The 25667-nt window shown below is 35.5% G+C and carries 22 protein-coding genes and 1 pseudogene; 18 read left to right on the top strand and 5 right to left on the bottom strand.

Annotated features, from left to right (window positions below; all coding sequences use genetic code 11):
- Positions 1-196: 196 nt before the first annotated feature.
- A protein-coding gene (locus tag BUB05_RS13220; protein ID WP_094762778.1) for an IS3 family transposase occupies positions 197-1346 on the bottom strand; the annotation gives its coding sequence in 2 pieces (ribosomal slippage) (positions 197-1075 and positions 1077-1346; 1149 coding nt in all).
- Between the two features lie 109 nt (positions 1347-1455).
- Here BUB05_RS13220 and BUB05_RS13210 point away from each other — a divergent pair.
- From BUB05_RS13210 to BUB05_RS13190, 6 genes are all read left to right on the top strand, one after another.
- Complete coding sequence (locus tag BUB05_RS13210; protein WP_073050092.1) at positions 1456-2391, top strand: hypothetical protein; 936 nt, start codon at positions 1456-1458, stop codon at positions 2389-2391.
- 49 nt (positions 2392-2440) lie between these two features.
- Complete coding sequence (locus BUB05_RS13205) at positions 2441-3310, top strand: hypothetical protein (protein ID WP_073050091.1); 870 nt, start codon at positions 2441-2443, stop codon at positions 3308-3310.
- Between the two features lie 228 nt (positions 3311-3538).
- Entirely contained in the window at positions 3539-5116 is a 1578-nt protein-coding gene (locus BUB05_RS13200) for an S-layer homology domain-containing protein (RefSeq protein WP_073050090.1), read from the top strand.
- Between the two features lie 1334 nt (positions 5117-6450).
- Complete coding sequence (locus BUB05_RS18715; protein WP_175548567.1) at positions 6451-6594, top strand: hypothetical protein; 144 nt, start codon at positions 6451-6453, stop codon at positions 6592-6594.
- A gap of 12 nt (positions 6595-6606) precedes the next feature.
- Positions 6607-6957 carry a DUF805 domain-containing protein gene (locus BUB05_RS13195; protein ID WP_073050089.1) on the top strand — a complete coding sequence of 117 codons (351 nt, stop codon included), beginning with the start codon at positions 6607-6609 and terminating at the stop codon, positions 6955-6957.
- Between the two features lie 264 nt (positions 6958-7221).
- On the top strand, positions 7222-9318 hold the full coding sequence (locus BUB05_RS13190) for a hypothetical protein (RefSeq protein WP_073050088.1): 2097 nt from the start codon (positions 7222-7224) through the stop codon (positions 9316-9318).
- 219 nt (positions 9319-9537) lie between these two features.
- On the opposite strand, the gene BUB05_RS13185 is transcribed toward BUB05_RS13190, so the two are convergent.
- The 3 genes and pseudogenes from BUB05_RS13185 to BUB05_RS13175 form a co-directional block, all read right to left on the bottom strand.
- Complete coding sequence (locus BUB05_RS13185) at positions 9538-10026, bottom strand: MarR family winged helix-turn-helix transcriptional regulator (protein WP_073050087.1); 489 nt, start codon at positions 10024-10026, stop codon at positions 9538-9540.
- A gap of 87 nt (positions 10027-10113) precedes the next feature.
- Positions 10114-10476: an HsmA family protein gene (locus BUB05_RS13180; RefSeq protein WP_073050086.1), complete on the bottom strand. Its 363-nt coding sequence runs from the start codon at positions 10474-10476 to the stop codon at positions 10114-10116.
- A 1-nt stretch (position 10477) separates the two neighbouring features.
- Positions 10478-11662, bottom strand: a pseudogene (locus BUB05_RS13175) (MFS transporter).
- A gap of 228 nt (positions 11663-11890) precedes the next feature.
- Here BUB05_RS13175 and BUB05_RS13165 point away from each other — a divergent pair.
- The 3 genes from BUB05_RS13165 to lipA all read left to right on the top strand — a co-directional run bounded on the left by BUB05_RS13165 (position 11891) and on the right by lipA (position 13981).
- Positions 11891-12217, top strand: coding sequence for a 4a-hydroxytetrahydrobiopterin dehydratase (locus tag BUB05_RS13165; protein WP_073050083.1), 327 nt, complete (start codon positions 11891-11893; stop codon positions 12215-12217).
- 107 nt (positions 12218-12324) lie between these two features.
- Entirely contained in the window at positions 12325-13110 is a 786-nt protein-coding gene (gene lipB, locus BUB05_RS13160; RefSeq protein ID WP_094762932.1) for a lipoyl(octanoyl) transferase LipB, read from the top strand.
- Between the two features lies 1 nt (position 13111).
- Complete coding sequence (gene lipA, locus BUB05_RS13155; RefSeq protein WP_073050082.1) at positions 13112-13981, top strand: lipoyl synthase; 870 nt, start codon at positions 13112-13114, stop codon at positions 13979-13981.
- A 252-nt stretch (positions 13982-14233) separates the two neighbouring features.
- On the opposite strand, the gene BUB05_RS13150 is transcribed toward lipA, so the two are convergent.
- Positions 14234-14680 carry a MarR family winged helix-turn-helix transcriptional regulator gene (locus tag BUB05_RS13150; RefSeq protein WP_073050081.1) on the bottom strand — a complete coding sequence of 149 codons (447 nt, stop codon included), beginning with the start codon at positions 14678-14680 and terminating at the stop codon, positions 14234-14236.
- A 321-nt stretch (positions 14681-15001) separates the two neighbouring features.
- Between BUB05_RS13150 and BUB05_RS13145 the strand changes: the two genes are divergently transcribed.
- The 9 genes from BUB05_RS13145 to BUB05_RS13105 all read left to right on the top strand — a co-directional run bounded on the left by BUB05_RS13145 (position 15002) and on the right by BUB05_RS13105 (position 25606).
- Positions 15002-16429, top strand: coding sequence for a TRAP transporter large permease subunit (locus BUB05_RS13145; RefSeq protein ID WP_245819885.1), 1428 nt, complete (start codon positions 15002-15004; stop codon positions 16427-16429).
- Between the two features lie 3 nt (positions 16430-16432).
- Positions 16433-16969: a redoxin domain-containing protein gene (locus BUB05_RS13140; protein WP_073050080.1), complete on the top strand. Its 537-nt coding sequence runs from the start codon at positions 16433-16435 to the stop codon at positions 16967-16969.
- A gap of 91 nt (positions 16970-17060) precedes the next feature.
- Entirely contained in the window at positions 17061-18443 is a 1383-nt protein-coding gene (locus BUB05_RS13135; protein WP_073050079.1) for an MATE family efflux transporter, read from the top strand.
- A gap of 44 nt (positions 18444-18487) precedes the next feature.
- On the top strand, positions 18488-19696 hold the full coding sequence (locus BUB05_RS13130; protein ID WP_073050078.1) for a MalY/PatB family protein: 1209 nt from the start codon (positions 18488-18490) through the stop codon (positions 19694-19696).
- A 47-nt stretch (positions 19697-19743) separates the two neighbouring features.
- The gene (locus tag BUB05_RS13125; protein ID WP_073050077.1) at positions 19744-20994 is read left to right on the top strand and encodes a M20 metallopeptidase family protein; all 1251 of its coding nucleotides are present in this window, start codon (positions 19744-19746) and stop codon (positions 20992-20994) included.
- A 258-nt stretch (positions 20995-21252) separates the two neighbouring features.
- Positions 21253-21729: a MarR family winged helix-turn-helix transcriptional regulator gene (locus BUB05_RS13120; RefSeq protein ID WP_073050076.1), complete on the top strand. Its 477-nt coding sequence runs from the start codon at positions 21253-21255 to the stop codon at positions 21727-21729.
- A 237-nt stretch (positions 21730-21966) separates the two neighbouring features.
- A complete protein-coding gene (locus BUB05_RS13115; RefSeq protein WP_094762931.1) occupies positions 21967-22848 on the top strand; it encodes a gamma-glutamyl-gamma-aminobutyrate hydrolase family protein in 882 nt (293 codons plus the stop codon).
- Between the two features lie 62 nt (positions 22849-22910).
- Positions 22911-24176: a M20 metallopeptidase family protein gene (locus BUB05_RS13110; protein ID WP_073050075.1), complete on the top strand. Its 1266-nt coding sequence runs from the start codon at positions 22911-22913 to the stop codon at positions 24174-24176.
- A complete protein-coding gene (locus tag BUB05_RS13105) occupies positions 24176-25606 on the top strand; it encodes a YfcC family protein (RefSeq protein WP_073050074.1) in 1431 nt (476 codons plus the stop codon). The genes BUB05_RS13110 and BUB05_RS13105 overlap by 1 nt, the downstream gene beginning before the upstream one ends.
- Positions 25607-25667: the final 61 nt, after the last annotated feature.

Below are 25667 nucleotides of genomic sequence, written 5' to 3'. Positions count from 1 at the left end.
GCCCCCCACTGTCAAGACAAAAGTTTTATCAATTTAAGTTAGGTGCTCCTTTCATTGATATTTATAGTAATCTAGCCGCTGTCAAGGGCGAGGTACGAGCTTGTATACCCTTGACTGCATAAGCAGATATCCTGTTGTCAGTGCCAGTCATGGCACCTGCCTTCCGGCGAGGATGGGTTTTAGGGCAAAGCCCTAATCATGCTGAAATTTTCAGGAATGGAATCCCGTGGTAAATTTTAGCCGGTGTTGTGTAATCAAATGTCTGGTGTGGTCTATTGGTATTGTAATGTAGAATGTATTCATCTATTAATCTTTTGAGTTGTCTGCCATTTGAATATTCTTCAAGGTAGAGCTTTTCCCATTTCAAACTTCGCCAGAAACGCTCGATACAGATGTTGTCAAGGGCTCTACCCTTGCCATCCATTGAAATCTTGATACCATTGGATTTCAGGAGGCTGATATAGGCATCACAAGTAAACTGCGATCCTTGATCTGAATTAATAATGTCAGGCTTGCCATGAGTGGCTATGGCCTTGTTTACAACTCTTGTGATGAGTCCCTTGTCCATTGTGTTGGACAGCTCATAAGCAACAATATATTTTGAATGCCAATCAATGATAGCAGCAAGGTACATGAAGCCCTTTGGCATTCTGCAATAGGTAATATCAATACTCCAAACCTGATTAGGCTTTGTGATATTCATTTTTCGAAGCAGGTAAGGGTACAGATATTTAGCACGACCTCTCTTGCTTAGGTTTGGTCCTGGACATAGCCCGTGGATGTTCATCTCACGCATATACTTACGAGTGCGCTTACGGTTGATCTTAACATCATAGTCCCTATTGAGTATAACTGTCATTCTTCTGTAACCGTATTCAGGATGGCTGGTATAGATCTCATCTATGAGCCATTTTATGGCATACTCCTCAGACCTGTCTATTTCAGCAGGTATGTAGTAGAGTGTGCTTCTATTGATATCAAGCAGTTGACACTGCCTGGTTATCGTCAATTTAGGATGTTTACTTATCATTTTTTGGCGATTCTGTCGGGAGACCGAATTGTTTAGATTTTTTTTTGAGCCAATTGACCTCACACGTCAATTGACCAAGTTGTCTATGAAGTTCATCAACTTCTTTTTCATGCTCCTTCTGCAGTTTTTCAGACTCATCTTTATCCTTGCTGAAGGCTCTTGATGCATTCTTAAGAAATTCGGTTTTCCAACGAGTTAACTGATTTGGTTGAACTTCATACTTAGCGGCAATCTCCACAAGCGTCTGTTCCTCTCTCAATACTTCGAGGACAATCTTGGTTTTCTGTTCTGGGGTAAAGTTTCTTCTCTTTTTCATAGCTTTATTCTAACTTATTTTGAGGATTTTGTCGTCTAGTTTCTTGGGTTCATTATAGTATTAAGTTTTCAATTATGTTTTCTATAACAATATTTCGGAGGATTATGACATGAAAAAAAAATACATAATTATGATGGTTAGTTGCATAATATTAACAATGATGGTAGGGTGTGGAGTCAAAGCATCTGAAAACGAAAATAATAACGATTCGGATACAATTCAAAACATTGAGGAAGAAGAATTATCACTTGAAGAAAAAACTAGGGAAATGTTCGCAAAATATTATGCGGGTATCATTGAAAACAAACCATTAGATACTTTTGAATGTATTTATAATGCAGATAAGTTAGAAGGTATAGGCATTAATATTAATGAAAGTATAACTCAAATGATAAATGATTCTTTTAAGAGAGATATTATTAATGTAGATATGATTATTACAGGTATAAACAATATTGATTATGGAGATGGTTCATTTTATAGTTGTTCTGTTACTGAGAAGTATGTAAATAGCTCAAATGAAAGTTTTTCTAGTAGTCAAGATTATATTATTCATATTGAAGATGATAGCTCAATAAGAATTGTGTGGCAAGGGTTAACAGGGCATGTAGTCGATATTTTGAATGAAAAGTCAGCCATGCGTAGTACTTCTTTTCAAATTGATGAGTTTAATGCATATGAAGGTGTAGGATTTATATCACTAAGCATAAATTTTATTAACAATTCTGATGTGGATGCATCGCTTGGATGGGTGAATGGATATAGATTTGTTATTGAAGATAATAACAATTCTATTATTAGTGAGTATAGAGCTGCATCATCACTAAGATGTTATCAAACTGAAACTGTTACGCATACAATTTATATATCGGATAGTTCACTTGAGGATTTCATTGAGACTTTACAATATGTGTATGTGACTAATGTATATATACTCAGTGATAGAGGGTTGCCTAATCCAGGTGCAGATCCAGGTAGTGTATTGTTATACTGTATTGGAAATGACCATGATAAGTTTGAAGCAAAGTTCGATGATATACAATAAATAGTAGTGTATAAAATAAACGATAAGTTTAAAAAGGAGGTTGTTAAAAATGATGCTTTTTGCTCCAATTATTATTTTTGGGATTTTAAGTTTTATTATTAGCTCAATTAGTAAAAAAAAGAAATTACTTAAACAAGTAAATAACTTCATGAACGTTCTCGATTTAATGAATGATGATTTACTCAGCGATCTTGAGAATCGTCTTAGTACATTAAAAGGAAAACGCATGAGGTCTTTACTCAAAGCATATCAAGAAGTAGGAATAAAATCATCTGATATGAAAGGCGATATTCAAGATTTTTTAGAACAACTTTATCTAGAAATTACAACAATTCAATTAGAAGGAGATATAAAATTCTTTGAACTGTTGAATGAAGAAACTCAACAAAAAGTGTTAAAAAAACTTGGCTCAAAAAAAGGTTTATTTGTAAGTTCTGTAGAATCTTTAAAAGATATAGGTTTAATTAAACATAAACTATTAATGAAAATGATAAAAGCAAAAGTAAATGTTAAAATAAGTGAAGCTTTAATTATATATAAGAAAGAAATGTTGAAATTTTCCCAGGCGATGAACGATTTAAACTTAGATTCGTTCATTGATACTATGGATAACACTGATTTCGATTCATATAGTGAATTGTTTAATATGCAAATGATAAATGACATGATGCAACAACAAATGACTAATCAAATGATAAGTGATATGAATCAAAGTATGCAGATATGTATGGATGCTGCATTAAGAAGTATTACACCTATGGATTTTGGAGGTCATATGGGTGGTGTAGGATTCAATCCGTCAGAAACAATGCATCATGACATGAATCAAATGATGAACAGTATGAATGATATGGGTATGAACAATATGCACAACATGGGGATGAATGATATGAATAACAATAATGGTATGGGATTTTAGAGTGTTAGCATTCGTGGGTGTTTAAATAAAACTCCAGTAGAATAAGTAGGAGATTCCTAGTAGATTAAACCATATAGGAGCATAAATGAAGGTACTAGTATGTAAATACGTATTCTATCAAAAGGGAGCAAAAGGCTCATATATATTTGAATAGTTAAGAGTTTTGATTAAACATAATTATGAATGTTTAGATAATTTTATATATAATAAAAACTTTGGAGGTAAAAGATGAAAAGATTAGTCATTATTGTAATTGTTGTATTAATGCTATCATCTAACATTGCATATGCAGCTAATAATTATGATACTATTCTTAAGAGTATTTCAGGTGAGAGCATACAAGAATTACAAGACGATAGATATATTTCAACACCTAGATTATATGAATACAATACAAAAAAATATTTATCGTATCAGATCAACAAAAAAAATTGTGGGAGATATTTGTATACTATATTCACTGATATAGATGGGAATCCTGTATATGATGAAGAAATTGTAGAACATTTATATAAAGCTTATTTTTTACATGAAGTATTAACAGACGAAGATTTGACAAAGCCTATTAGTTATTATGAAAAAAACAACGAGATGCTAGCTGAATATAAAGTTCTTGAAACATATTCTGAAATGGTGGGTATGATTGGCGCAGCGTATTTAAACCAAGAAAGCATGATTAAAGCTTTAGTAAGTTATATAGCAGAGGAATCGTTAGAGAATCTTAGTTATGAAGAATTGTTAAAGCTATATTATATGCTTAGCTTCTCAAATATAAAGAAGATCGTTGAAGAGACTGAAAAATATGTTTTGGAATCAAAGTCTAGCAGATGTATTGACTGTTGTATAGCTGAGGAGAAGTTGAATAAGTTTATTTTCGCTGAGTCGTTTGGAACAGGTTTATTATCTTTAACTGGGGATGAGATATATAATAAAGCGGAAGATACCAATGCATTAACAGCGTTCATACTTACATTTAAAAGTTTTATTGGAAGTACTGATATTGAGAAATTAGAATTAGACAACGATGATATTAATAGATTTAAAGAGTTGGTAAGTTTAATAAAAGCATATAATAATAGTGATAAAAAAGAAGAAAATGAAGAAAATATAATTACAAAAACTAAAGACTTAATTGATAATATCGAGGTGTTAGAAAGTGTGAAACACTTTGAAACAATAAGATTTGAAAATTGGGAGAAACTTATGTATCCCAGTATTAAGTTGTTAAAAAAGACATATAAAATGAATCGTTCAGAATATTGTATTTTAGCAAGAAGATACGAAGATTATGATTCAAAATATTGGGCTAATAGTAGTATTGGCTATGTAACTAGGGAAGGCATTTTTAACGGATATGAAGACGGTGAGTTTAAACCAAATAATAAAATTAGTAGAATTGAATATATTATAATAACACTTAGAGCACTAGATTATGATATTGAAAGCGCTAAAGGTGAGATATGGTATAAGGATTATTTAGAAAAAGCGATAAGCTTAGGCTTGATTAAGAGCGGTGAATATGATGAAGTAAGCATTGTAGAACCTATTACAAGAAAAGAAATGGCGAAAATAATTGTAAATGGATTGAATTTGGACTCTGTTGAAATTGAAAGCTCTATTAGAAAATCTATCTTAGATTACAAGCAAATAGATAATTATTATAGAAATGATGTAGTTAGAGCATACTCACTAGGTCTTATTAATGGCAAATTAGATGGTAGTTTTGATCCTGATGGATTAGCTAAAAGATCAGAAGCAGCAGTTATTATTAGAAGGGCTAAAAATGAGTATTACAGGGGTATTTAAATACTAGAGTAGAAGATGATACTTTGTAATGTCTAAATTGTGATACATCAATATAAATTAGGAGCTGAATTCTAATTGACCAAACACAAGGTATACATCCGTAATTTTTGATTTGTTATTGTAAAGTTATGCAATTAGTTATACAATAGTTATTGGGATATGCTGAATTGGGGTTGGCGTGTTTATTAATATTTTTTGTAGTGGTTTGAATGGCCCTGTTCAGTTTTTGAGCGGGGCTTATTTTAATGCAATTATCTGTAGGAGGGTACAATGAAAGAAATAAGTACATGTATTTGGCAATAGAGTTTTGATTAAAATGGCAATACATAAAATTGCTTGACATGGAACCTCTGTGAGTATGGCTGACAAGCAAAAAAGCCTAGTATACCAAGGCTTGATGATTATTCCGGTGTTACTGTACCTATAATCCGGTAAAGACGATACCGCCTTTCCGGTAATGGATACTGCCATAACTTTTGTGTGATAAATAAGAAAAGTTAAACGAAACAGATTTGGCCTGCGAACCATTTACATGGAGAGACCAATATGGTAGCCTGTCCATTTGCAGTGCCTACATGTTGCCGCCTTAGGCAATATAGCCATATTGGTAGAGGCTCCATGTCAATGGCAAATCACTCTGCACTGGCTTATATATTTCGGTATCCTAAGTCCGGAATCATGGTATCATTAACCCGGATACACGGTACAATCTGCTCCGGAATATCCAGCTTGACACCCGAGACAGGCTACCATACTCACTTCTCCATATAAAGCAATTTTATGTTGCCATAAGTTGCAAATATGTTTTGCCATTAACAATTGTATAACAGAGTAAATATGCTTTTTATATGGGTGAAAAAAACGAATTTTTATCCATATAGACTTGACATGGGTAATGTTTACCTTGTCAATAGCAGGCTGATTGATGTTGTAAAAGAATAAGTTAATAATATAATGCAAATATATATGAATCAACAGTATAATAAAGCAAATTAACGAAAATGTGATTATTGTACCGATAACCTTCCGCCTTCACCATTAAACTCTCATAGAGAATGAAACCAGCATGCTTTTTAATTAGGCATGCTGCTTCTTTTTTTGAAACAGAAAAAATTTCCCGGGAAAACATCGAAAGTACGTTCCAGATTGAGAATCAAGAAGGAAATTAAAAATATTAAGGAAATGTAATAATAAATATCCATTAATCAATTGTGTTGGTTTTTTATAGTAGTATAATAATAGTGGGTGGATATATGGGATTAAGTTAATAATTATGGCGATATCTGTCTGCATGCAGGTATCGTCTTTTTTTGAAAAATTTGGAGGTGTTGGGCATGGAATATGTGGCAATGGGATTGCTGGGTTTTGGCTTGATATTCGTCATTGTTGCGAATGCAGTGAAAATGGGAACAAGAGAAGCGCTACAGGAATTCAAGGATGAACTTATAGAGGAATTTGATATACAGAGGAAAGAATAAGGGGGAGGTATCATGCTAGGGGAGTTTTTTTCATTTGAGGGTAGATTGAATAGAGCTAGGTTTTTTGGTTATGGATTAGTATTGGCAATTATAGCATCGGTGTTTGATATAATCATTGATAGTGTCAGCAATTTAGGAGTATTGCTTGTGTTATTAGTATTGGCTATAATAATTGCTATTTTTGAACTCAGCATATGTGTAAGACGTCTTCATGATATTGAGAAGTCGGGCTGGTATGTACTATTGCAAGTTATTCCAATAGTCAATGTCATCCTGGCACTAGTTCTAATATTCATGAAGGGTACGGATGGACCAAATGAATATGGGGATGATCCTCTCCGATTGAATTATGAGGAATGGTAAAGACTTTAGTATGACATCTTAAGGAAATGATACAAAATCCCGACTTTGCACAATTGATTTTTTGGAATTTTAGTAAAGGGGCGGGTGAAGTGAAGAAACAATATTAGCTAAAGGAATTCTATGAGTCTTCAGGTTTATGCGAGGAGAACTTAAAAGACCTGATCTATAGGAATTTTAAGAATTAACCTGATCAAAATCAGTATCTTGTGACACCTGCAAAATATATGAATATATTGAATAAAAAACAATCGGAGGGCGAAATAAATGAATCAAAAGTTTAGAATTGCAATTGTGATGCTGATGTTTGTACTTGTTTTGAATGGATGTCAAGAAACAAGTAAAGGCGAAACCTATAATAATGAAGAATATGGTTTTTCATTTGAAATTCCGAAGAATTGGGCTGGGAAGTATGAAGTTGTAGAGGAAGACAATAAAGTAACTTTTTATTATACCGGATACGAGTATGAAGGTGGAGCTTTTCAGGAGTTCTTTAAAATAATTGTGATGGATGAAGAATCTTATAATGAGAAGGAACGGGGCAGAGAATTACTTCTTGCAATAGAGGATGGAAATGCTTTTTTTGTTGTAACTCCACTGGATGTAGGAATTGCAGATGAAGAAAAATCAGAAGAATATTCTGATCTTTATATAAACCGAGAATCTATAAAAGAATTGTTCAGCATGAATTACAGTAAGAATCAATTAGGAAGTGAAGAATCTGTTTCGGAACAAGAGTTAATGAAAGTTAATTTGTCAGATTCATGGAACGAGTTGTGGGATGATATTGTAGAAGATGGTATAAACACTACACTTTCTTCGGATCAGATTGCACAGGTAAATGAGGTGATAGCACCGACATTTACAGATACAAATGACAATTTAACTGTAAACCCTATTAGTTGTTTCTTTACATCGTACTACAGTAGTCCTGAAGATATGGATTTTGCTAACTTCCTGCGATATTTTCCTTACCATAGCGACGTAAATGATATTGAAGAATTCAACTGTCTCAAATCACAAGGAAACTGGCCATTTGGAGAAGAACTTGAAACCACGCCAGTTCCGATTCATAGATATTTGACAGAAGATATTGAGCTGGTAATGTGGGAGTATGCAGGTATCAAATTAGAAGACTTGAAGGATGTAGGTTTGGATGAAATACTATATCTGGAAGATTATGATGCATACTACAATTTTACGAGCGATTTCGGACCGGGATTCTTCAACTGTACTTCCGGCGAAGTAGCTGACGGTACTATTAAACTGTATGAAGAACATGGGACTTACAAGGTCGCAATATTGACTCTTGAAAAACAGAATGGAAGGTATGTTATCGTGTCTCATCAGGAGGTGGATGAGCAAGAAAATGATGCAATTAATGAAGTTGAAAACGAATTTGACCTGATCATAAAGCCCACTGATAGTAAGCTTGCAGAAATCAACTATGTTGATAGTCAATATATATTGGATGGTCAGACTGTAGGTTATGTTGATAAGTTTGCAAGATTGTCCCTTGACCGGTTGGCAGGCTATTTTGACTTTGAAAATGAAGGTAATGTGTATAGCAAAGGAACTTATGCATTTGAAGTTCATGAAGGGGAAAGGGTGGTCACTACATACTATAACGGACAACAAGTAGATGACTGGAATCTATCCTATGATACGATATTTGAGTCTGGTGACATATATGTGGTGGATTTTGATATTGCTGAGGTGCTTGGTCTGGAAAAGACATGGAATCCAGAAGATAACAGTATACTATTTAGTGGAACTGATTACAGCGTTAGGGATTTTGGCACTATTGATATATTCGGATATGACCTTTTTCTGAACTCTGAGCGTCCTTCTGATGTTGATGTCTATATTTATCCGGATAGTGGCAATATGGTGATGATGTCAGGTCATTATGACAATGAGTTGGGAAGTTTCGTAGGGACCTCTCAAGCAAAAATCGACAGTGAAGTGACAGATGTGAGGATAATTGTCAGAAATAAGGGTAGAATTTTGTATTTTTCGGTTATGAAAGATGTTATGGCCGATATCACTAAACACAAGATAAGCACCGGTCAGATAGGAAAGTTTACCTATCTGGAATTGGAATTGCCGAAAGCGGGATATGTTATTTCTGATGATGGTAATATCTATATAAATGGAACAATATCAGCATCCAGGGAGATAACAGTAATTATTTCTAAAGACGGTACAGAAGTTGATAGAGGACAATTTCCAATTGTTGATGGTGAATTTGACATCCAAATGCCATTGAAAGGAGATGAAGGGGTTTACAATGTGGAAATTATGGGAGAGATGAATCCTTATGGTATTCAAGAACTGTTTCATTTTTATGTTTTAAAACAGTAGATGGCTCAGGTATAATAGAGAAAAACCATATAAAGAAATAGGAAATCAAATGGGGTTTAGATCGGTTGCAGCAGGGCCATTGGTTAGGAGTGCATACCTTGCTGATATAACATATAACCGAACGATGGACTGACAGCAATTAATGGCTTCTGATTGATAGCCCCCCTTGAAATGAAGGAGGGGAATTCAAGTCATTAGCTGAAGTTGTCAACTATGGCACTATTTGTGTTCAAAGAAAACCAACTCATTCGAAGAAGACTTATCTTCATAAATCAATTTTTTATCCAATACATTTTTAACTGTTTGGAGTCCCGTAAGAATCGTATTTATTTCTTCATTGCCTAAATTGCCGAAAGTGTCATTGAAAAAATTATTTATAATAGCCCTGTGATTTTTAATGATTTCATTGCCTTTTTCAGAAAGCTCAATATATACTATTCTCCTATCTTCTTCGCTTCGGATTCTTTTGACGATATCCTGCTTTTCAAGTCTGTCAATAATCCCAGAAACAGTACTGTTTACAAGATTCATTTCCTTGCTGATTTCACTGATTTTCAATCTATTGCCGTTGGAAAGTGTTTTGAGGACCATGATCTGTGGTACAGTAAGTCCGGTGTCTTTAAACTCATTCTTAATGCTGTGGTTTAGCTTGGAGTTTATTTCTCTTATCAGGGAAGCGATTTGATATCCATTTGTACTATTTGTCATTTCACCATTCCTTTCGTAAACATTATTTTATATTATACTATTTATATCACAACAGTAAAAGGCAACTTACAGTGGAAATTTATTGATCTATATCATTTTTAATACCATTCCGGTCATAAAAGGTATCAACCATATCATCCATACGAATAGGCTGAACTTATGGAACTTGATAATTTGTGCAGTGTTTTTTTTCACCAAAACAATAGTAGCCCAAGTTGCATGGAACAACATCAACAGTATTGCCAGAGTACCAGTTATTCCATGAATATCAAAGGTGAATTTATCGCTCATTAGCGACATCATTGTTGTTCCAGTGGTATCAAATATGAATCCTATCCAGAAAAACATCAGATTCTGCTTGGTTAATCTTTTTGATAACTTTTCTCCCCAAACTCCAATTGAATAACATGCAAGAGCCAATATCATGGTTATTATTGACATTATCAACATTTTATATCACTCCTATCTCATTTTTAATATTATTGTGTTCAGGTGAATAACTCTGTACCGTATTCACTATTAACGTTGTGATTACACAAAGTGCGATAAGTCCATAAACGGCAGTGTTTTTACTTATGCCCCAAAGAACACCCGTCAAAAGTCCTCCTGAAAAGGAACCCATGAATTGAACCGTATTAAATACACCTGCTACCGTGCCTGCCGAGTTCTGCGGTGAAAACTTGGTTACAGTCGCCGGAAAAAGTGAGACCAAGCACATGTATCCAATGAAATACGATGTCAGCCCGATTTCAACAAGGTATAATCTATCTGCTAGCAGACAGCACAAAGATATAACTAAGACAAGGAATGAAACTCTCACAATTTTTTTCTCATGTCCTCTGTCAGCTAATTTGGCAGAAATTCTCATTGAAAATATTCCTAAAATTATTCCTGGTATGAAAAACTTCCACATTTCACCAATGCCAACGGTTCTATCTATAATTTGTGGAACTATCATGAAGACACTTACCATAGAATAATATATGAAAAAACCTCCACTCATTAATTTGATCATGTCTTTTGTCAGCATTCCAGCTTTTAGCTTCACTTTTTTTTCAATATTTTTTATGCTATATTCTCTAATGAAAATAGCTATGTACAACCCTGTAAAGACAGTGAATATCGAACAGGATAAAAATATCTGAGAAACTGAAAGCACCTTGTTCAGGAGTGTAGCTCCGATGAATCCAGCTGTTCCTGCCAAGCCAAATGATATGCCTACAATGCTCATGGCTTCATTTCGCTTCTTTTCTGATATTACGTCACCTATTCAGGAATACGCTACGGCCATAATTGCACCGCTGCCCTGGATAGCTCTAGCTAGGATTAGAGTATAGATGCTGTTGGCAATACCAGCAAGAAAAAGACCCAGTGCAAGTTGAATCATTCCTAATAGAATTACTGGTTTCCGTCCTATTTTATCGCTTAAAGCTCCAAATGGAACCTGAAAAACTGCTTGCAACAATCCATATATTCCAATGGAAAGCCCGACTAGTGCTGATGTGGAATCTTGAAGAGTATTTCCATAAACAGCAAGCAACGGCATTGCAAGAATCAATGAGAATTGTCTTAATCCTAGAGTAGAGGCAATTCCAACTAAAAAATTTGTTTCTGATTTATTGAATGTTTTGCTCATATTTTGTTTCACCACCTTGTTTGTATCGTATGCAAATATTTCGTATGCGAAATATAATTATATAATAACCCTGTTTTTCAGAAAATGCAACAATAATATTTTTATTAAAATTTGGAACTCAATTCTGGGAAAACACGATTAATGTTCTTTGAATATATTGTAATAATAAATTAGCAGAAGTATAATTATAGATAAGTGGATATTTGGGTTAATAAGGAGGATTTTATTATGACAGAGCTAACTGCAAAATCATGCGTACCATGTTCGTTGGGAACACCAACGCTTGAGGAAAAAGAGATTAATGAATATATCAAGAATCTGAGTGAAGCATGGGAAGTAATTGAATATAAGCGAATTGAGAGGAAATTTAAATTCAATGACTTCAAGGAAGCCTTGGATTTCACTGTCAAAGTAGGTGAATTAGCTGAGTTAGAAGGTCATCATCCAGATATCATGTTGTCGTGGGGCAAGGTGGTTGTTACTTTGACCACTCATAAAATTGGCGGGTTGAGTGAAAATGATTTTATATTGGCAGCTAAGATAGACAGGCTTTAACTTTAATTTTAACTACTGGGTTTTATATGGATGGATTTCAGAATATAACCGTACCATGGGTTCATCTGTGGTGGATGCATCATGGGGCTGGATTTGCGGGATATTGAATGTTTTTGATTCTGAAGTTAACGCATCATTGGGCAGGATTGGTTTGGCAGCAACAATACAGCAAAAAAATAGAGAAGGAACGGAGTAGTCAGGAGGGTCATGTGGAAATAGAAGTTATTTTACTTGGCAGGATGAGTTATGATCTTGCCCTTCAAATTCAGAAAAAAATACATAGGGAAGTACTTCAGAATAAGCGAAAGGAAACCTTATTGCTTGTAGAACATACGCATGTTTTCACTATGGGAAGAAGAACAGAAAGCAAGAACCTGTTACATTCTCCAGAGTTTCTTGATCAGGAAGGTATTGGGCTTCACAAAATTGGCAGAGGTGGTGACATTACCTATCATGGCCAGGGACAGATTGTAGGCTACCCTATTGTGAACCTGAAAAGGATCAACAAAAAGACCAGGACGTATGTTGAAAGTATGGAAGATGTATTCATTCGCCTTTTAAGGGATAACTTTGATATTGATGCAAATAAGGATACAGGAAAATATACAGGTGTTTGGGTAGGTGACCGAAAAATCACAGCCATCGGTGTAGAAATCAAGCGATATGTAACCATGCACGGCTTTGCTTTCAATGTGAACACAGATTTGAAGTATTTTGACTGGATTGTTCCATGTGGACTAGATGATAGGGGTGTAACCTCTCTAGAAGTTCTTACTGGGAAACGACAGAATATGGATCAGTTGTTTCAAATGGTTGCAAAGTATTTTTGTGAGGTGTTTGAATTGGTACCGACATTCAGAGAGTTGAAAGATACACTTGAGGATATTGAATGATATGAATGGTAATATAAAAAGAAAACCGGAATGGTTAAGAACAAAACTTTATTCAACAAATCAGGGAATGAAAGTTGAGAAATTGCTGAGAAGATTGTCATTGAATACCGTTTGCAGTGAAGCGAGATGTCCGAATATCGGCGAGTGTTACAATAGAAAGACTGCAACATTCATGATATTGGGCAGCGCTTGTACAAGAAACTGTAGATTCTGTAATGTTCATGGTGGCGAACCGGAGACGGTAGATTTAAAAGAACCGGAAAAAATCGCCGAAGCAGTGACAGAACTTGGCTTAAGGCATGTCGTCATTACTTCTGTGACTCGAGATGACTTGGAAGATGGAGGTGCAGGACATTTTGCAAAGGTTATTGAGTGCATTAGAGCGCTAGGCAGGCATATAGTCATAGAAGTTTTGATTCCGGATTTTGGCGGTAATTACCAAGCCTTGACGACCGTAATAAAAGCGAGACCTGATGTCATTAACCACAATGTGGAGACAGTTCCACGACTTTACCTGCAGGTCAGACCAATGGCTATATATGAAAGATCTCTGGAACTTTTAAAGAATGTAAGGGCATGTGATTTAGACATGGTAACAAAATCCGGATTTATGCTCGGTTTAGGGGAAACGAAAGAAGAAGTGCTAAAAGTAATGGAGGACTTAAGAACTGTAGAATGTGATATTCTCACAATCGGACAGTACCTTCAACCTTCAAAAGAACACTATCCAGTTAAGGAATATATTAGACCTGAAGTATTTGAATCATATAAAGAAATAGGAAATCAGATGGGGTTTAGATCGGTTGCATCAGGTCCATTGGTTAGGAGTTCATACCTTGCTGATGTAACATATAACCGAACGATGGACTGACAGCAATTAATGACAAAAAGTAGATTGCTTAATTAAGTGTAAAAAAGTAACATTAATTTTAGATACTACACTCTTCACCGAAGAAATCTCGTATCTGCTGAAATCAACATGCTTATTAATTTGCATGTTGATTTCAGTTTCTATGAGAAAATTTCCCGGGAAAACAGCGAAAATACCGGCGTTATCGAAAGTGGGTTTTCTGGCACGGAGGGAATCCTGGATTTTTTAAAATGGCAAAGTATCCCTATATTATCATGTATTTAATTTGAAGATTTTGCACAGAATATCCTTACAGTTTTTAAAGTCCTCGTCGGAATATTCTTCCAGCCTGTCTAGATATCTATCGAATGCAGTTTCATCCTTTCTCCTGTGGTGACCAAAAACTATTTTTCCATTTTCGGTGAGTTCTAGAATAAACTTTCTGTTGTCTTTTGGGTGTGAATTTTTTACTACTAAACCCTTTTGGATTAATTTATCAATAGTCTGAGATACAGCACCTTTTGTCTTATACATTTTTTTGGCAATTTCCGAAGAGGTTATTTCCTTATTATTGCCTATTATTTCAATTGTATGCGCTTCTATCATATGAAGCAAATCATCAGTGCCATATGTTCTTGGATTTTTTTCATAGGACGATATCTTGTCTGATACATCATAGATTATGTTCATCAAGTCGTAAAATTCTTCTTTTCTATCCATGACTGTCTCCTTAATTTGGTTATTGATTTATATTAACACAAGTGATAAGTTCAAACAACTCTTTGCATAATTGATTACAAAAAATTCATCAAGTAAAGCGAACTATGTCAATTCAGTGAATGAAATAGCTATTGATGAATCAAGATTTATGACCTGAAGAAAATTTAATACAGGACATAAACAGTGGAGAGGTGACGTTTTCAAAGAAACTGTTGACAAATAATAGTTCAGGTGCTAAACTATAAATAGTTAAGGGCCTAAACTAAAAGTTTTAATTGTTTTAATGCTGACATGATATAATAAATTATATGGAGGATTAAAGTGACAAGTATAGAAAAACAAAAAAAAAATAAGAAGGTTGAGAAAATGAACAGGCTTAAAGTACCTCACTTATTATGGATTATACTGGGTATAATATTATTGATGAGTATACTCACGTATGTAATCCCTGCAGGTCAATTTGCTACAAATGAGGCTGGAAAGCTTATGGGAGATAAGTTTGAATATGTTGGGGAACAAACACCAGTTAATCCCTGGCAGGCAGCTATGCTGATATTTCCTGGTCTAGTAGGTGCAGCGCCAATAATTATGCTGGTAATAGCAGCTGGAGCAGGAATGCAACTGGCACTTGATACTGGTGCATTTGATGTACTAATGAACTGGTCAATTTATAAGATGAAGGATAAAGGTGCTACTGTATTAGTAAGTGTATTATTCATACTTATGGTATACCTAGGTGCTTTTGCTGGAACAGATGCCTTGATAGCAATTGTCCCCATAGGAGTATTATTTGCTAAAAAATTAAAATTGGACCCGATAGTTGCTCTTGGGGTTTCCTTGTTTCCATCTATGATCGGATTCGGTACAGGCCCTACTAAAATGATAATTCCGCAAATGATGATGGATATTACAGTATTGTCTGGTTTTGGAGCTAGATTTTTATCAATGAATTTCTTTATGATTGTTGGACTGGTTTTCGTCCTCAGATACATTAAGAAGATTCAAAATGATCCATCAAAATCTGTAATGGGTAATACTGAATGGTTAAATGCTTCCGACGAAGGGAACAGTGACTTGTTGAAAGAAACTAAATTAACTTGGAGACATATTCTAGTACTTATATTATTCGTAGTTCAATATGTACTTATTGTTTATTTCATAGCAGTCGCACCTTCTCAAGCATTGGCGTATTATACGACAATCATGGTAGTATTTGGTATAGCAATGGGAATTGTTGGAGGAATGACGGGAGATGAAATAGGCAATTCATTTGCTAAAGGAGCTTCATCAATGGCATTCGTAGGCTTTATAATAGGATTGGCTAAAGTTGTCTCTTTGGTTATGGACAGTGGACAAATCACACATACAATAGTTTACACTTTGACTAAACCTATTATGAACTTAAACAGAGGGATTGCAACGGTTGGCATAACTGCTATAATTTCATTGATCAATCCATTGATTCCATCCGCTACAGGTAAGGCCGCTATGTTGATTCCTATTATTCAACCAGTTACTGAGGCTTTAGGTTTGAATGGTCAGATTGCTGTTCAAGCTTTCCAATATGGTGATGGATTTACAAATCTTATTTCACCTGCTCTGGGATGGACAATTGGTTCGGCTGCAATAGCCAAAGTTCCTTTTGACAAGTGGGTTAAATGGGTATTCCCCAAAATGATGTTCATGATACTTGTATCATTTGTTTGGATTTATGTATTGTATGCAATAGGCTGGACCGGAGGAGTATAAGACATGAAACTGAATGTTGGAGACAGTATGCCTGAGTTCAAGTATTCTACGGCATATGATAGCAATATAGACTATTTGGATGAAATAAGAGGAAAACAAGCAGCCTTATTTTTTCTGAGATATTATGGCTGCACTGTATGCCAGCTTGATTTGCTGGAAATTGAAGAACATGCAAACGAATTCATCAGTAATGATATAGATTTGAAAGTGGTGCTTCAGTCAGATCCTGGAATGATGAGGGATAACTTGATAAAAAAACCTTTGTCATACGATATTATTTGCGATCCGGATATGGAGTTGTATAAAAGGTTTGAAATAGTTCCGGCAAAGTCTAAAATTAAGCTTTTAAGTTGCAGTACCATAAGGAAAGTTGCAAGGGCTCAAAAATCAGGACTGAAGCATGGTGAATACGAAGGTGAAGAAATGCAGTTGCCTGCTGTCTTCGCCATAGACAAGTCAGGGAAAATCAGCTATTCAAAATATGCAAAGGATTTAGCTGATATTCCAACTGCAGAAGAATTGTTAAAGATTATGATGTAGCTCGTAAAATACTAGGCTTCAATCCTTCTGATGGATTGAAGCCTTTGATAAGAGAAAAGAAGGCTCTGTAACACGAGAGGCAGGAGGAAACATGGACAAACTTCGAGATATCAATTCAGAAAAGAAAGAGATCAGACACAATATTTTGTCTATGATCCTGCCTATTTCTACAGAGAACGTACTTCAAATGGCAGCAGGTACGGTAACAATGGCTTTTGTAGGAAGGCTAAGTCCCCTTGCTGTAGGAGCTGTTGGTATCGGTAATATTCTTTTCAGGATTGTATGGTCATGGTTCAAAGGTTTGGGTATAGGAGCATCAGCTTATGTAGCACACAATTATGGATCAAATGAAAACCATAAAAATATTTTGATGATCAGGCAAGGCTTGATACTTGTCATAGCAGCATCAATGCTGCTTCAGCAAGGATTGTTTTGGTTTGCAGACAGTCTGGTTAAGATGTTTACTTCGCATTCTGAACTGCTGGAAAGTGCAGCAACATTCCTTAAGATTACTTCTTGGAGCATACCCTTTGCCTCAATCATATTGTTTGCTTCAGGAATTCTTCAAGGAAAGGGCGATGCAAAGACACCTATGATATCGACAGTAATATTGAATTTACTGAACATTGTATTCAGTTTCTTGCTGATATTTGGAATGTTCGGCTTTCCGGAAATGGGGCTTAAAGGGGCGGCATATGCTCTCAATATTGGACACTTTGCTGCATCGTTATTTAGTCTGTACATCTTGTACGCATATGTCAAGAAAACAATATATGACCTGGATCTCTATGATAAAATCTCAAGATCAAGAGAGTTTCGTGCCTTGATTCGATATGGATTGCCGGCTTCATTGGAAATATCATTTTGGCAAATATCTGCTGGAGTCATAGCAAAAGGCATACTTACATATGGGGAAACTGAATATGCGGCCTATCAACTTGGACTGCAGGCGGAATCCATATCCTACATGCCTGCTGCGGGAATTTCAATAGCAGCTGCGGCATTCATAGGACAGGCTTTGGGATCTGGAAGTCATGAGTTGGGAAGAATGTATTACGTTGAATTGAAAAAGATCACTCTTTCAATTACGATAGTAACGGCAGGTATGTTGATATTTTTCCCTGCAATGATAATGAGGGTTCTGACGGACAACCTTGAAGTCGTTAAAATAGGCAGCATCTATTTGTTCACAATGGGATTTATGCAGATACCTCAAAATTTGACCCTCATGCTAAATGGAGTCTTCAGGGGAGCAGGGCGTACATATTTCCCGATGATCAATGCAGGTATCGGGATATGGATAATAAGGGTGCCGCTGGTATTGTTTGTATCTTATGTTGTCAAGGGAGAACTCTTAATGGTCTGGCTGTCCCTGGCTCTTGATTTGACAATAAGATTTCTGATAGCATATATGGTGTTCAAAAGGGAGAAAATTTTTAGAGAAGATGAATATAAATATAAAACAAACATATGATTTTAGCATATGAAAGATAAAATAACATTTAAAGGAGCAATGAAATGAAATATGATTTTGAAACTGTCATAAACAGATACAATACTGGATCTGCCAAATACGAGCAAATGTTGGGATGGAATCCAGATGTAAGCGAAGGCATTATACCTTTTTCAGTCGCTGACATGGAGCTTAAGAATCCTCCGGAAATTATCGAAGGTATTAAAAAGTATCTGGACAATACAATACTTGGGTATACGATACCTACAAAAGAATATAATGAGGCTGTTGTGGGCTGGATGAAGAAGAGGCATGACTGGGACATCAAAGAAGAGTGGATTGTTGGTTCGCCAGGAGTAGTGGGTGCATTCTTTTCTGCAATAAAGGCGTTCACAGAACCCGGCGAAGGCGTGATCATAAATACGCCTGTATATTATCCATTTTACAATGCCATAGAAAAGAACGAAAGAAGACTCGTAAAAAACAGTCTAGTAAACAATGGGGAAAGATATGTAATTGACTATGAAGACCTTGAGGAAAAAGCTAAGGATACCAACAACAAGATACTGCTTTTCTGCAGTCCCCACAACCCTGTTGGAAGGGTATGGGAAAGGGAAGAACTGGAGAAGGTTGCCGAGATATGCATTAGGAACAATGTTTTAATAATATCGGATGAAATTCATTTTGACCTCATAATGCCAGGACATAAGCATACGGTAATGGCAAAACTTTCAAAGGAAGTCGAAGATAATATCATAGTGTGTACAGCGCCCAGCAAGACCTTCAATCTCGCAGGAATGCAGACATCAAACATCATCATTCCAAATGAGGAAATCAGAAAAGATTATCTCAAGGAAGTAACATCCAATGGCTTTTTCACTCTGGGAATACTGGGATACAAGGCCTGTGAAATCGCATATACGGAGTGCGAAGAGTGGCTGGATCAGCTTAATGAGTTGATTTACCATAATCATCTTGAACTGAAAAAATTCTTCCAGGAGAATCTGCCGGAAATAAAGGTGTTTGACCTTGAAGGAACCTATCTGCAATGGATGGATTTCAACAGCCTGGGACTCGAAAATGAAGAGCTTGAAAAATTGATGCACATGGAAGCAGAAGTTTTCTTTGATGAAGGATATATTTTCGGAGAGGAAGGCAACGGATATGAGAGAATGAATATCGCTTGTCCTACCAAAGTAATGATGGAAGGGCTGGAGAGAATAAAGAAAGCTGTCGAAGAATTTAAATCTAATAAAAAGGAATTGATAATCTAATTAGATTATATGTTCAAAGAAGAATAACAAATAGAGGAGTTGTAAAAATGGATATTTTAAAACTTGCTGAAAAAGAAGAGCAATATGTTATTGATATGAGAAGAAAGTTCCATAGGCATCCTGAAGTAGGTGGAACAGAAGAGCATACAATGGAAATCATAAAAAAAGAACTTGAAAAATTCGGGATTGAATATGAGGTTGTTGAGAGAGGCGGAATTGTAGGAAAACTAAAAGGTTCAAAGGAAGGTAAACGTATTATTCTTAGAGCGGATATAGATGCGTTGCCAATGCAGGAAGATCCAAATAATATCATTAAACCAAAAACGTGTGTATCAGAAATAGATGGAGTAGCACATATGTGTGGACACGATGGACACACTGCAATGTTGCTGGGAGCAGCTAAAATTCTATCTGAAAATAAAGATTTGATCAATGGAGAAATCGTGTTTGCCTTTGAACAAGGCGAAGAAATAGGTTACGGATTAATGATTGTAGAGCATTTGCGACAAATGAAGGCTGATGGAGTCTGGGGTATTCACCTTCAAGCAGAGACGCCAAGCGGTAAAATTTCTGTTGATCCAGGGCCAAGAATGGCAGTAAATGTAACTTTTGAAATTGAAATTGGTGGAAAGGGAGGTCATGGCTCAAGGCCGGATTTGGCAAATAATCCATTAGATTGTTTTGCTGATGTTTATAATTCTTTGAAAGATATGAGATTGAACAAGCTTGACCCGTTTTTCCCAACAACTTTTTCAGTAGGTTATGTCAAGATGGGAGACGCACCGAATATAATTCCAGAAAATTTGACTTTCGGAGCTTCGTTGAGACATACGGATCATGAAGAAATAGGTTCTAAAGCTGAAAAGTATATTAGAGATATACTCAATGATACATGCAAACTCCACAATTGTACATATAAGTTTATCAGAGAACCAAAATCGCACAATATCTTGACATATAATAATGAAGATTGCTCTAAAATAGCAGCTCAATCAGTAGTGAAGGCATTAGGAGAGGACGCTCTCTATCAGAGACATCCTTGGATGGGAGGAGAATCCATGGCTTTCTATATGCAATATTTCCCAGGGGTGTTTGCCTTTTTGGGAATAGGTAATGAAGAGAAGGGTACAGGAGCAGGACACCATAATCCACATTTTGATATTGATGAAGATGTATTGAAACTAGGCGCAGCAGCAACAGTACAATACGCAATAGATTTTTTGAATTCAGACGATAAAATTAATTTTACAGCATCAGAAGAAGATATAACAACAATACTTAAAAGGATCGGCTTTTAGAAGAAAGAACAGGTTATAGACTATGTAATAAGACGGCAACATAAAACATATAGAGATAGAGCTGCTATAAGAGAAAAGCAGATTAAATTTTAGTCAGGTGAGTTGTCTATGAAAATGGGCAACTTTCTTTTTATTAGGTGCCTGACAGGTATTTGGGAGTTAATTAAGATTGATATTAACGGCAAGAAAACTAGGTTGAATAAATAATTATTCTATGATAAGCTTTATTAGAGTTTAATGATAGGAGGAATGTAGAGTTTGCCTGCTGAATACGAAGGAAATAATGAAACTGATAATGATCAAATAATTGAAGATATCCGTGAAATGGGTAAATATTTGTCTCTTTTTTATAGGAAATTGATGCTTATTATTGGCAATGATTTGAAAGCAATTAATATGACCACTTTACAATCTATTGTTTTGATTAATATAAAAAGACATGAGGGAGTCAATCAGAATGAACTTGCAAGTGTTGTTGGAATTGATAAGGCAAGTGTTTCAAGAGTGATTAGAGATTTAGAAAATCGAAATCTACTGTTTAAAGAAATAGATCAGAGCGATAGGAGACATTTTAGACTTTTTTTAACGGATAAAGGGAAGGAAGAAGTTGAGAAGAGTGTGGAAATACAGATGAGAATATGGCTTGATTGTATGAAAGAGATTAATTCGGAAGAACTGAATATATCCAAAGAAATGATGATTAAGCTATACAGCAATATAAATGAGATCAGATAATTTTATAAATAAATACATAAAGACTGAGATATCGAATAGATGTTTTCAGTCTTTTTTTATTGCACTAAGATACTAAAAAGAAAATTAGATTGTTAAACATTTAATACTATAAGAAAGATTCAATGCCGTAAGCAACGTTATTGACAAAGTACTTTAAATGTGTTATAGTTAACAATATCAACAGTTGACAATGTTAACGAAATGGATGAAGTCAACAAAAGTTTTTAGGAGTCTATTATGAAACCAATAATTGGAATTACTTGTGTTAGTGTAAATAGCTGGTTGCCAAAATTGAATAAAGGAAATGAAGAGCAAAAAAAGGAATTCGAAAAAGTATGCAATGCATGCGAGTCAATAAAAAACATGCTGGAATTTAATGAATTGAAATTTTCAATGGTGTTCGACAATGATATCAGGGCCATTGAAGAGGCTGGTGGAATTCCTCTGCTGCTTCCATCTTTCAGCGATATAAAGGATATTGAAAGTCTGGTGAATGTATTGGATGGAATATTGTTTACAGGCGGTAATGATATTAATCCGTTTGTCTACAACGAGGAAAACAAATATTCGAAAGGCCTTCTTGGTAATATTGACACCTTGGATGACAATGATGCGAGCTTTTATGCAAAATTTAATGATGAAAGAGATCGTATGGAAATAGAATTAGTCAAACACATCTATGAAAACACGGATAAACCTATGATGGGAATATGCAGGGGTATGCAGATAATAAATGTAGCAATGGGCGGGTCCTTGTACCAAGATATAAAATATCAGAATATTACAAGGTCGGAGCATTCGGATATCCTTAATTGGAACAAAATGGTTCACAGTGTAAATGTATCCAGGGACAGCAATCTTTTTAATATCGTAAATAAAGAAAAACTGATGGTGAATTCCATCCATCACCAAAGTGTTAGCAGAGTGGGAGAGAATTTGAAAGTTACTGCGAAATCTGATGATAATATCATCGAATGCATTGAAAGCTGTAATAAAGACAAGTATATCATGGGATTGCAATGGCATCCGGAAATGATAAGAAATGTAGTTGAACAAAGAAGTATTTTCGACAGCTTTATAAAAAAATGTTTAGAAATAAAAGTGCAGGAGACTCATTGATATAGGTGCTCACTGCCAATTGTTAAAAAATTATTCATAGAATAAAAACAAGAGAAGCTTAAATGAAAAAGAGGTATGATACTATGATTGAAAACTACGAAGAAAGAATAATTGAAAACAGAAGGAATCTACATATGTGTCCGGAAACCGGATTTAATGAATACAATACTACTAAATACATAATTGAATGTTTGAAACAATATGGGATAGAATACGAGAGAATAAATGTCGATGCGACAGGACTGGTAGATGATTCAACGAAACAATATTTTACAAGAGCTGGAGCAAGTCTTCCATCGAGAGTAACAACAGGAGTCGTTGCAACCATTTCAGGAATCGAAAGCGGGAAAACGGTTGCCATAAGGGGTGACATTGATGGATTGAATATACCTGAGGAGACAGGACTGGAATTCAGTTCAAAAAATGAAGGATATATGCACGCATGTGGCCATGATTGTCATACCGCCATGTTACTTGGTGCGGCAAAAATGCTGGCTGACAATAAGGATAAAATAAAAGGGACGGTAAAACTGATTTTTCAACCGGCTGAGGAAGGACCAGCACCGGGTGGTGCCAGAATTGTAATGGAAAGTGGACTGATAGATGATGTTGATGCGATTTTTGGAATACATGTCACGCCAAATATTCCGACAGGGTACATTGAAATTCCAAATACTGAGGCAATGGCAGCTACAGACTTGTTCGATATTAAAATTATTGGCAAAGGAACTCATGCAATGTCTCCACATTTGGGAATTGATCCGATTTATATGGCGTCGATAATAATTGGACAGTTTCAAGGTATTATTGGCAGAGAAATAGATCCGATTGAAAAAGCGTTGATTTCCATAGGAAAGATTCAAGGTGGTACGGCTTTCAACGCCATACCAACAGAAGTCAACCTATTGGGAACAGTTAGAACTTTCAATGAAAATATCAGGAATGCCATATTTAACAAAATGGAGAATGTAGTAAAGGGCACTACTGAGATGTATGGCGGTTCCTATGAATTTACTAGATTAAAGGGATATTCGGCTACTATTAATGATAAACGCATGTCTATGTTTGTAAAGAAAGTATGCGAGGGTATTAAGGACATTTCTGGTGTAACCATGAGTGATGTGCCTAAATTAGGAGGTGAAGATTTTTCGCATTATTTGGAAACAAGGCAAGGTGCATTTATTTGGCTGGGATGCGGAGGAAATGAGGTATCCGATAAGGAATGTTTGCATAATTCAAGAATGGTAGTTGATGAAGACAGTCTCATTATAGGATCAAAACTATATAAAGAGATTGCAATAGAGTATTTAAACAAGGAGGATTTTTAATGAGCGAATCAAATAATAAAAACCTAAAAGAAAAAGTTGGTAAGAAGAGGGAAATGATAAATCCATATGCACTAATATTTTTCATAATAGTTGGGTGTGCCTTATTGTCATATGTCATTCCTTCAGGGTCATATGACATGGTGGAAATGAATGGAAGGATGATAGTAGACAGCAATAGTTTTCATTATACTGAAGTGCCTGGAATTAAATTTATGGATGTTCTTACAGCTATACCTAGGGGATTTGCAAATAGTTTTGCAGCTACGATGATGCTGTGTGGAATGTTGGTTGGTGGAGCAATACAAGTTGTTACTTATGCAGGTGCTTTTGATGCATTCGTCTCGAGAATTGTTAAGGTATTCGGTAAAAAGGGTGATATAATCATCGTGGTATTGTTTGGTTTCTTTGCATTTTTAGGAGGCTTTCTTGGATTCGCAGAAGGAGCGATTCCCTTTGTTCCTTTAGCTATAGCAATAGCTTTAGGATTGGGTTATGATAGAATAGTAGGTGTATCGCTGGCAATTGTAGGTGGTATTGTTGGATTCGCAACCGGACCAAGTAATCCTTTTACTGTAGGAGTATCTCACGGTATAGCTGAACTTCCGATGTATTCAGGATTTGCATTCAGAACAATAAGTATGATATTCATGGTCGGATTTTCACTTATATATGTATTGAGATATGCGAGGAAGATAAGAAAGGATCCGAGCAAGAGTTTTATGGCCAACGTTGAAGTTGAAGACGAGTTGCACAAAGATAAAAAAATGAATGAAACATCGTTGACTGGTGGACATGTAATATCAATACTATCTGTGATTTCAGCATTAGGATTATTTGTCTATGGTGCATTAAACTGGGGATGGTTTTTTACTGAAATGGCAGCATTGTTTATTGGGGTAACCATAATAACAATGATAGCTAATAAAATCAGCATAAACGATGGTACAAAAGCTTTTCTAAATGGAATTGCTGGGTTTGCTCCAGGGCTTTGTGTTATAGGATTTGCATATGGGATTACTGCGGTTCTTGATCAAGCAGGTATTATACATACGGTGATTCATGCTATTTCAATTCCATTGTCTAATCTGCCTGTAATGATAAGTGCTTATGCTATGCTTGCCGCCCACTGTGCAATTAATTTCTTCATAGTATCTGGTAGTGGACAAGCTGCAGCAACAATGCCTATTATGGTGCCTTTGTCTGATATTGTAGGCTTGAATAGACAGATTGCAGTATTGGCATTTCAATTGGGTGATGGACTTACAAATATTATCTATCCAACTGCTGGAGTTCTGCTGATTATGCTTGGAATGGGCAAGGTGCCTTTCAACAAGTGGTTCAGATTTGTTATACCTTTAGTGTCGCTTTTGATAGGAATGTCAGTTGTTTTGCTTACAATCGCGGTACTGATAGATTACGGTCCGTTTTAGTAAATAATAGTCCATTTGTCGACAATTGATATATGTATTTGTTTTGATTTAAATCTATTGA

The organism is Dethiosulfatibacter aminovorans DSM 17477 (genome assembly GCF_900142005.1).
GTDB classification, from domain to species: Bacteria; Bacillota; Clostridia; order Tissierellales; family Dethiosulfatibacteraceae; genus Dethiosulfatibacter; species Dethiosulfatibacter aminovorans.
This window is presented reverse-complemented; position numbering and strand designations above follow the sequence as displayed.

Excerpts from the sequence above, each read along its gene's own strand:
- BUB05_RS13200 (WP_073050090.1), top strand. The coding sequence starts at position 3,539 with ATGAAAAGATTAGTCATTATTGTAATTGTTGTATTAATGCTATCATCT.
- BUB05_RS13140 (WP_073050080.1), top strand. The coding sequence starts at position 16,433 with ATGAAACTGAATGTTGGAGACAGTATGCCTGAGTTCAAGTATTCTACG.
- BUB05_RS13195 (WP_073050089.1), top strand. The coding sequence starts at position 6,607 with ATGCTAGGGGAGTTTTTTTCATTTGAGGGTAGATTGAATAGAGCTAGG.
- BUB05_RS13185 (WP_073050087.1), bottom strand. The coding sequence starts at position 10,026 with ATGACAAATAGTACAAATGGATATCAAATCGCTTCCCTGATAAGAGAA.
- BUB05_RS13210 (WP_073050092.1), top strand. The coding sequence starts at position 1,456 with ATGAAAAAAAAATACATAATTATGATGGTTAGTTGCATAATATTAACA.
- BUB05_RS13115 (WP_094762931.1), top strand. The coding sequence starts at position 21,967 with ATGAAACCAATAATTGGAATTACTTGTGTTAGTGTAAATAGCTGGTTG.
- BUB05_RS13180 (WP_073050086.1), bottom strand. The coding sequence starts at position 10,476 with ATGTTGATAATGTCAATAATAACCATGATATTGGCTCTTGCATGTTAT.
- BUB05_RS13105 (WP_073050074.1), top strand. The coding sequence starts at position 24,176 with ATGAGCGAATCAAATAATAAAAACCTAAAAGAAAAAGTTGGTAAGAAG.
- lipB (WP_094762932.1), top strand. The coding sequence starts at position 12,325 with ATGTTTTTGATTCTGAAGTTAACGCATCATTGGGCAGGATTGGTTTGG.
- BUB05_RS13110 (WP_073050075.1), top strand. The coding sequence starts at position 22,911 with ATGAAAAAGAGGTATGATACTATGATTGAAAACTACGAAGAAAGAATA.
- BUB05_RS13165 (WP_073050083.1), top strand. The coding sequence starts at position 11,891 with ATGACAGAGCTAACTGCAAAATCATGCGTACCATGTTCGTTGGGAACA.
- BUB05_RS13190 (WP_073050088.1), top strand. The coding sequence starts at position 7,222 with ATGAATCAAAAGTTTAGAATTGCAATTGTGATGCTGATGTTTGTACTT.
- BUB05_RS13135 (WP_073050079.1), top strand. The coding sequence starts at position 17,061 with ATGGACAAACTTCGAGATATCAATTCAGAAAAGAAAGAGATCAGACAC.
- BUB05_RS18715 (WP_175548567.1), top strand. The coding sequence starts at position 6,451 with ATGGAATATGTGGCAATGGGATTGCTGGGTTTTGGCTTGATATTCGTC.
- lipA (WP_073050082.1), top strand. The coding sequence starts at position 13,112 with ATGAATGGTAATATAAAAAGAAAACCGGAATGGTTAAGAACAAAACTT.
- BUB05_RS13125 (WP_073050077.1), top strand. The coding sequence starts at position 19,744 with ATGGATATTTTAAAACTTGCTGAAAAAGAAGAGCAATATGTTATTGAT.
- BUB05_RS13150 (WP_073050081.1), bottom strand. The coding sequence starts at position 14,680 with ATGGATAGAAAAGAAGAATTTTACGACTTGATGAACATAATCTATGAT.
- BUB05_RS13205 (WP_073050091.1), top strand. The coding sequence starts at position 2,441 with ATGATGCTTTTTGCTCCAATTATTATTTTTGGGATTTTAAGTTTTATT.
- BUB05_RS13130 (WP_073050078.1), top strand. The coding sequence starts at position 18,488 with ATGAAATATGATTTTGAAACTGTCATAAACAGATACAATACTGGATCT.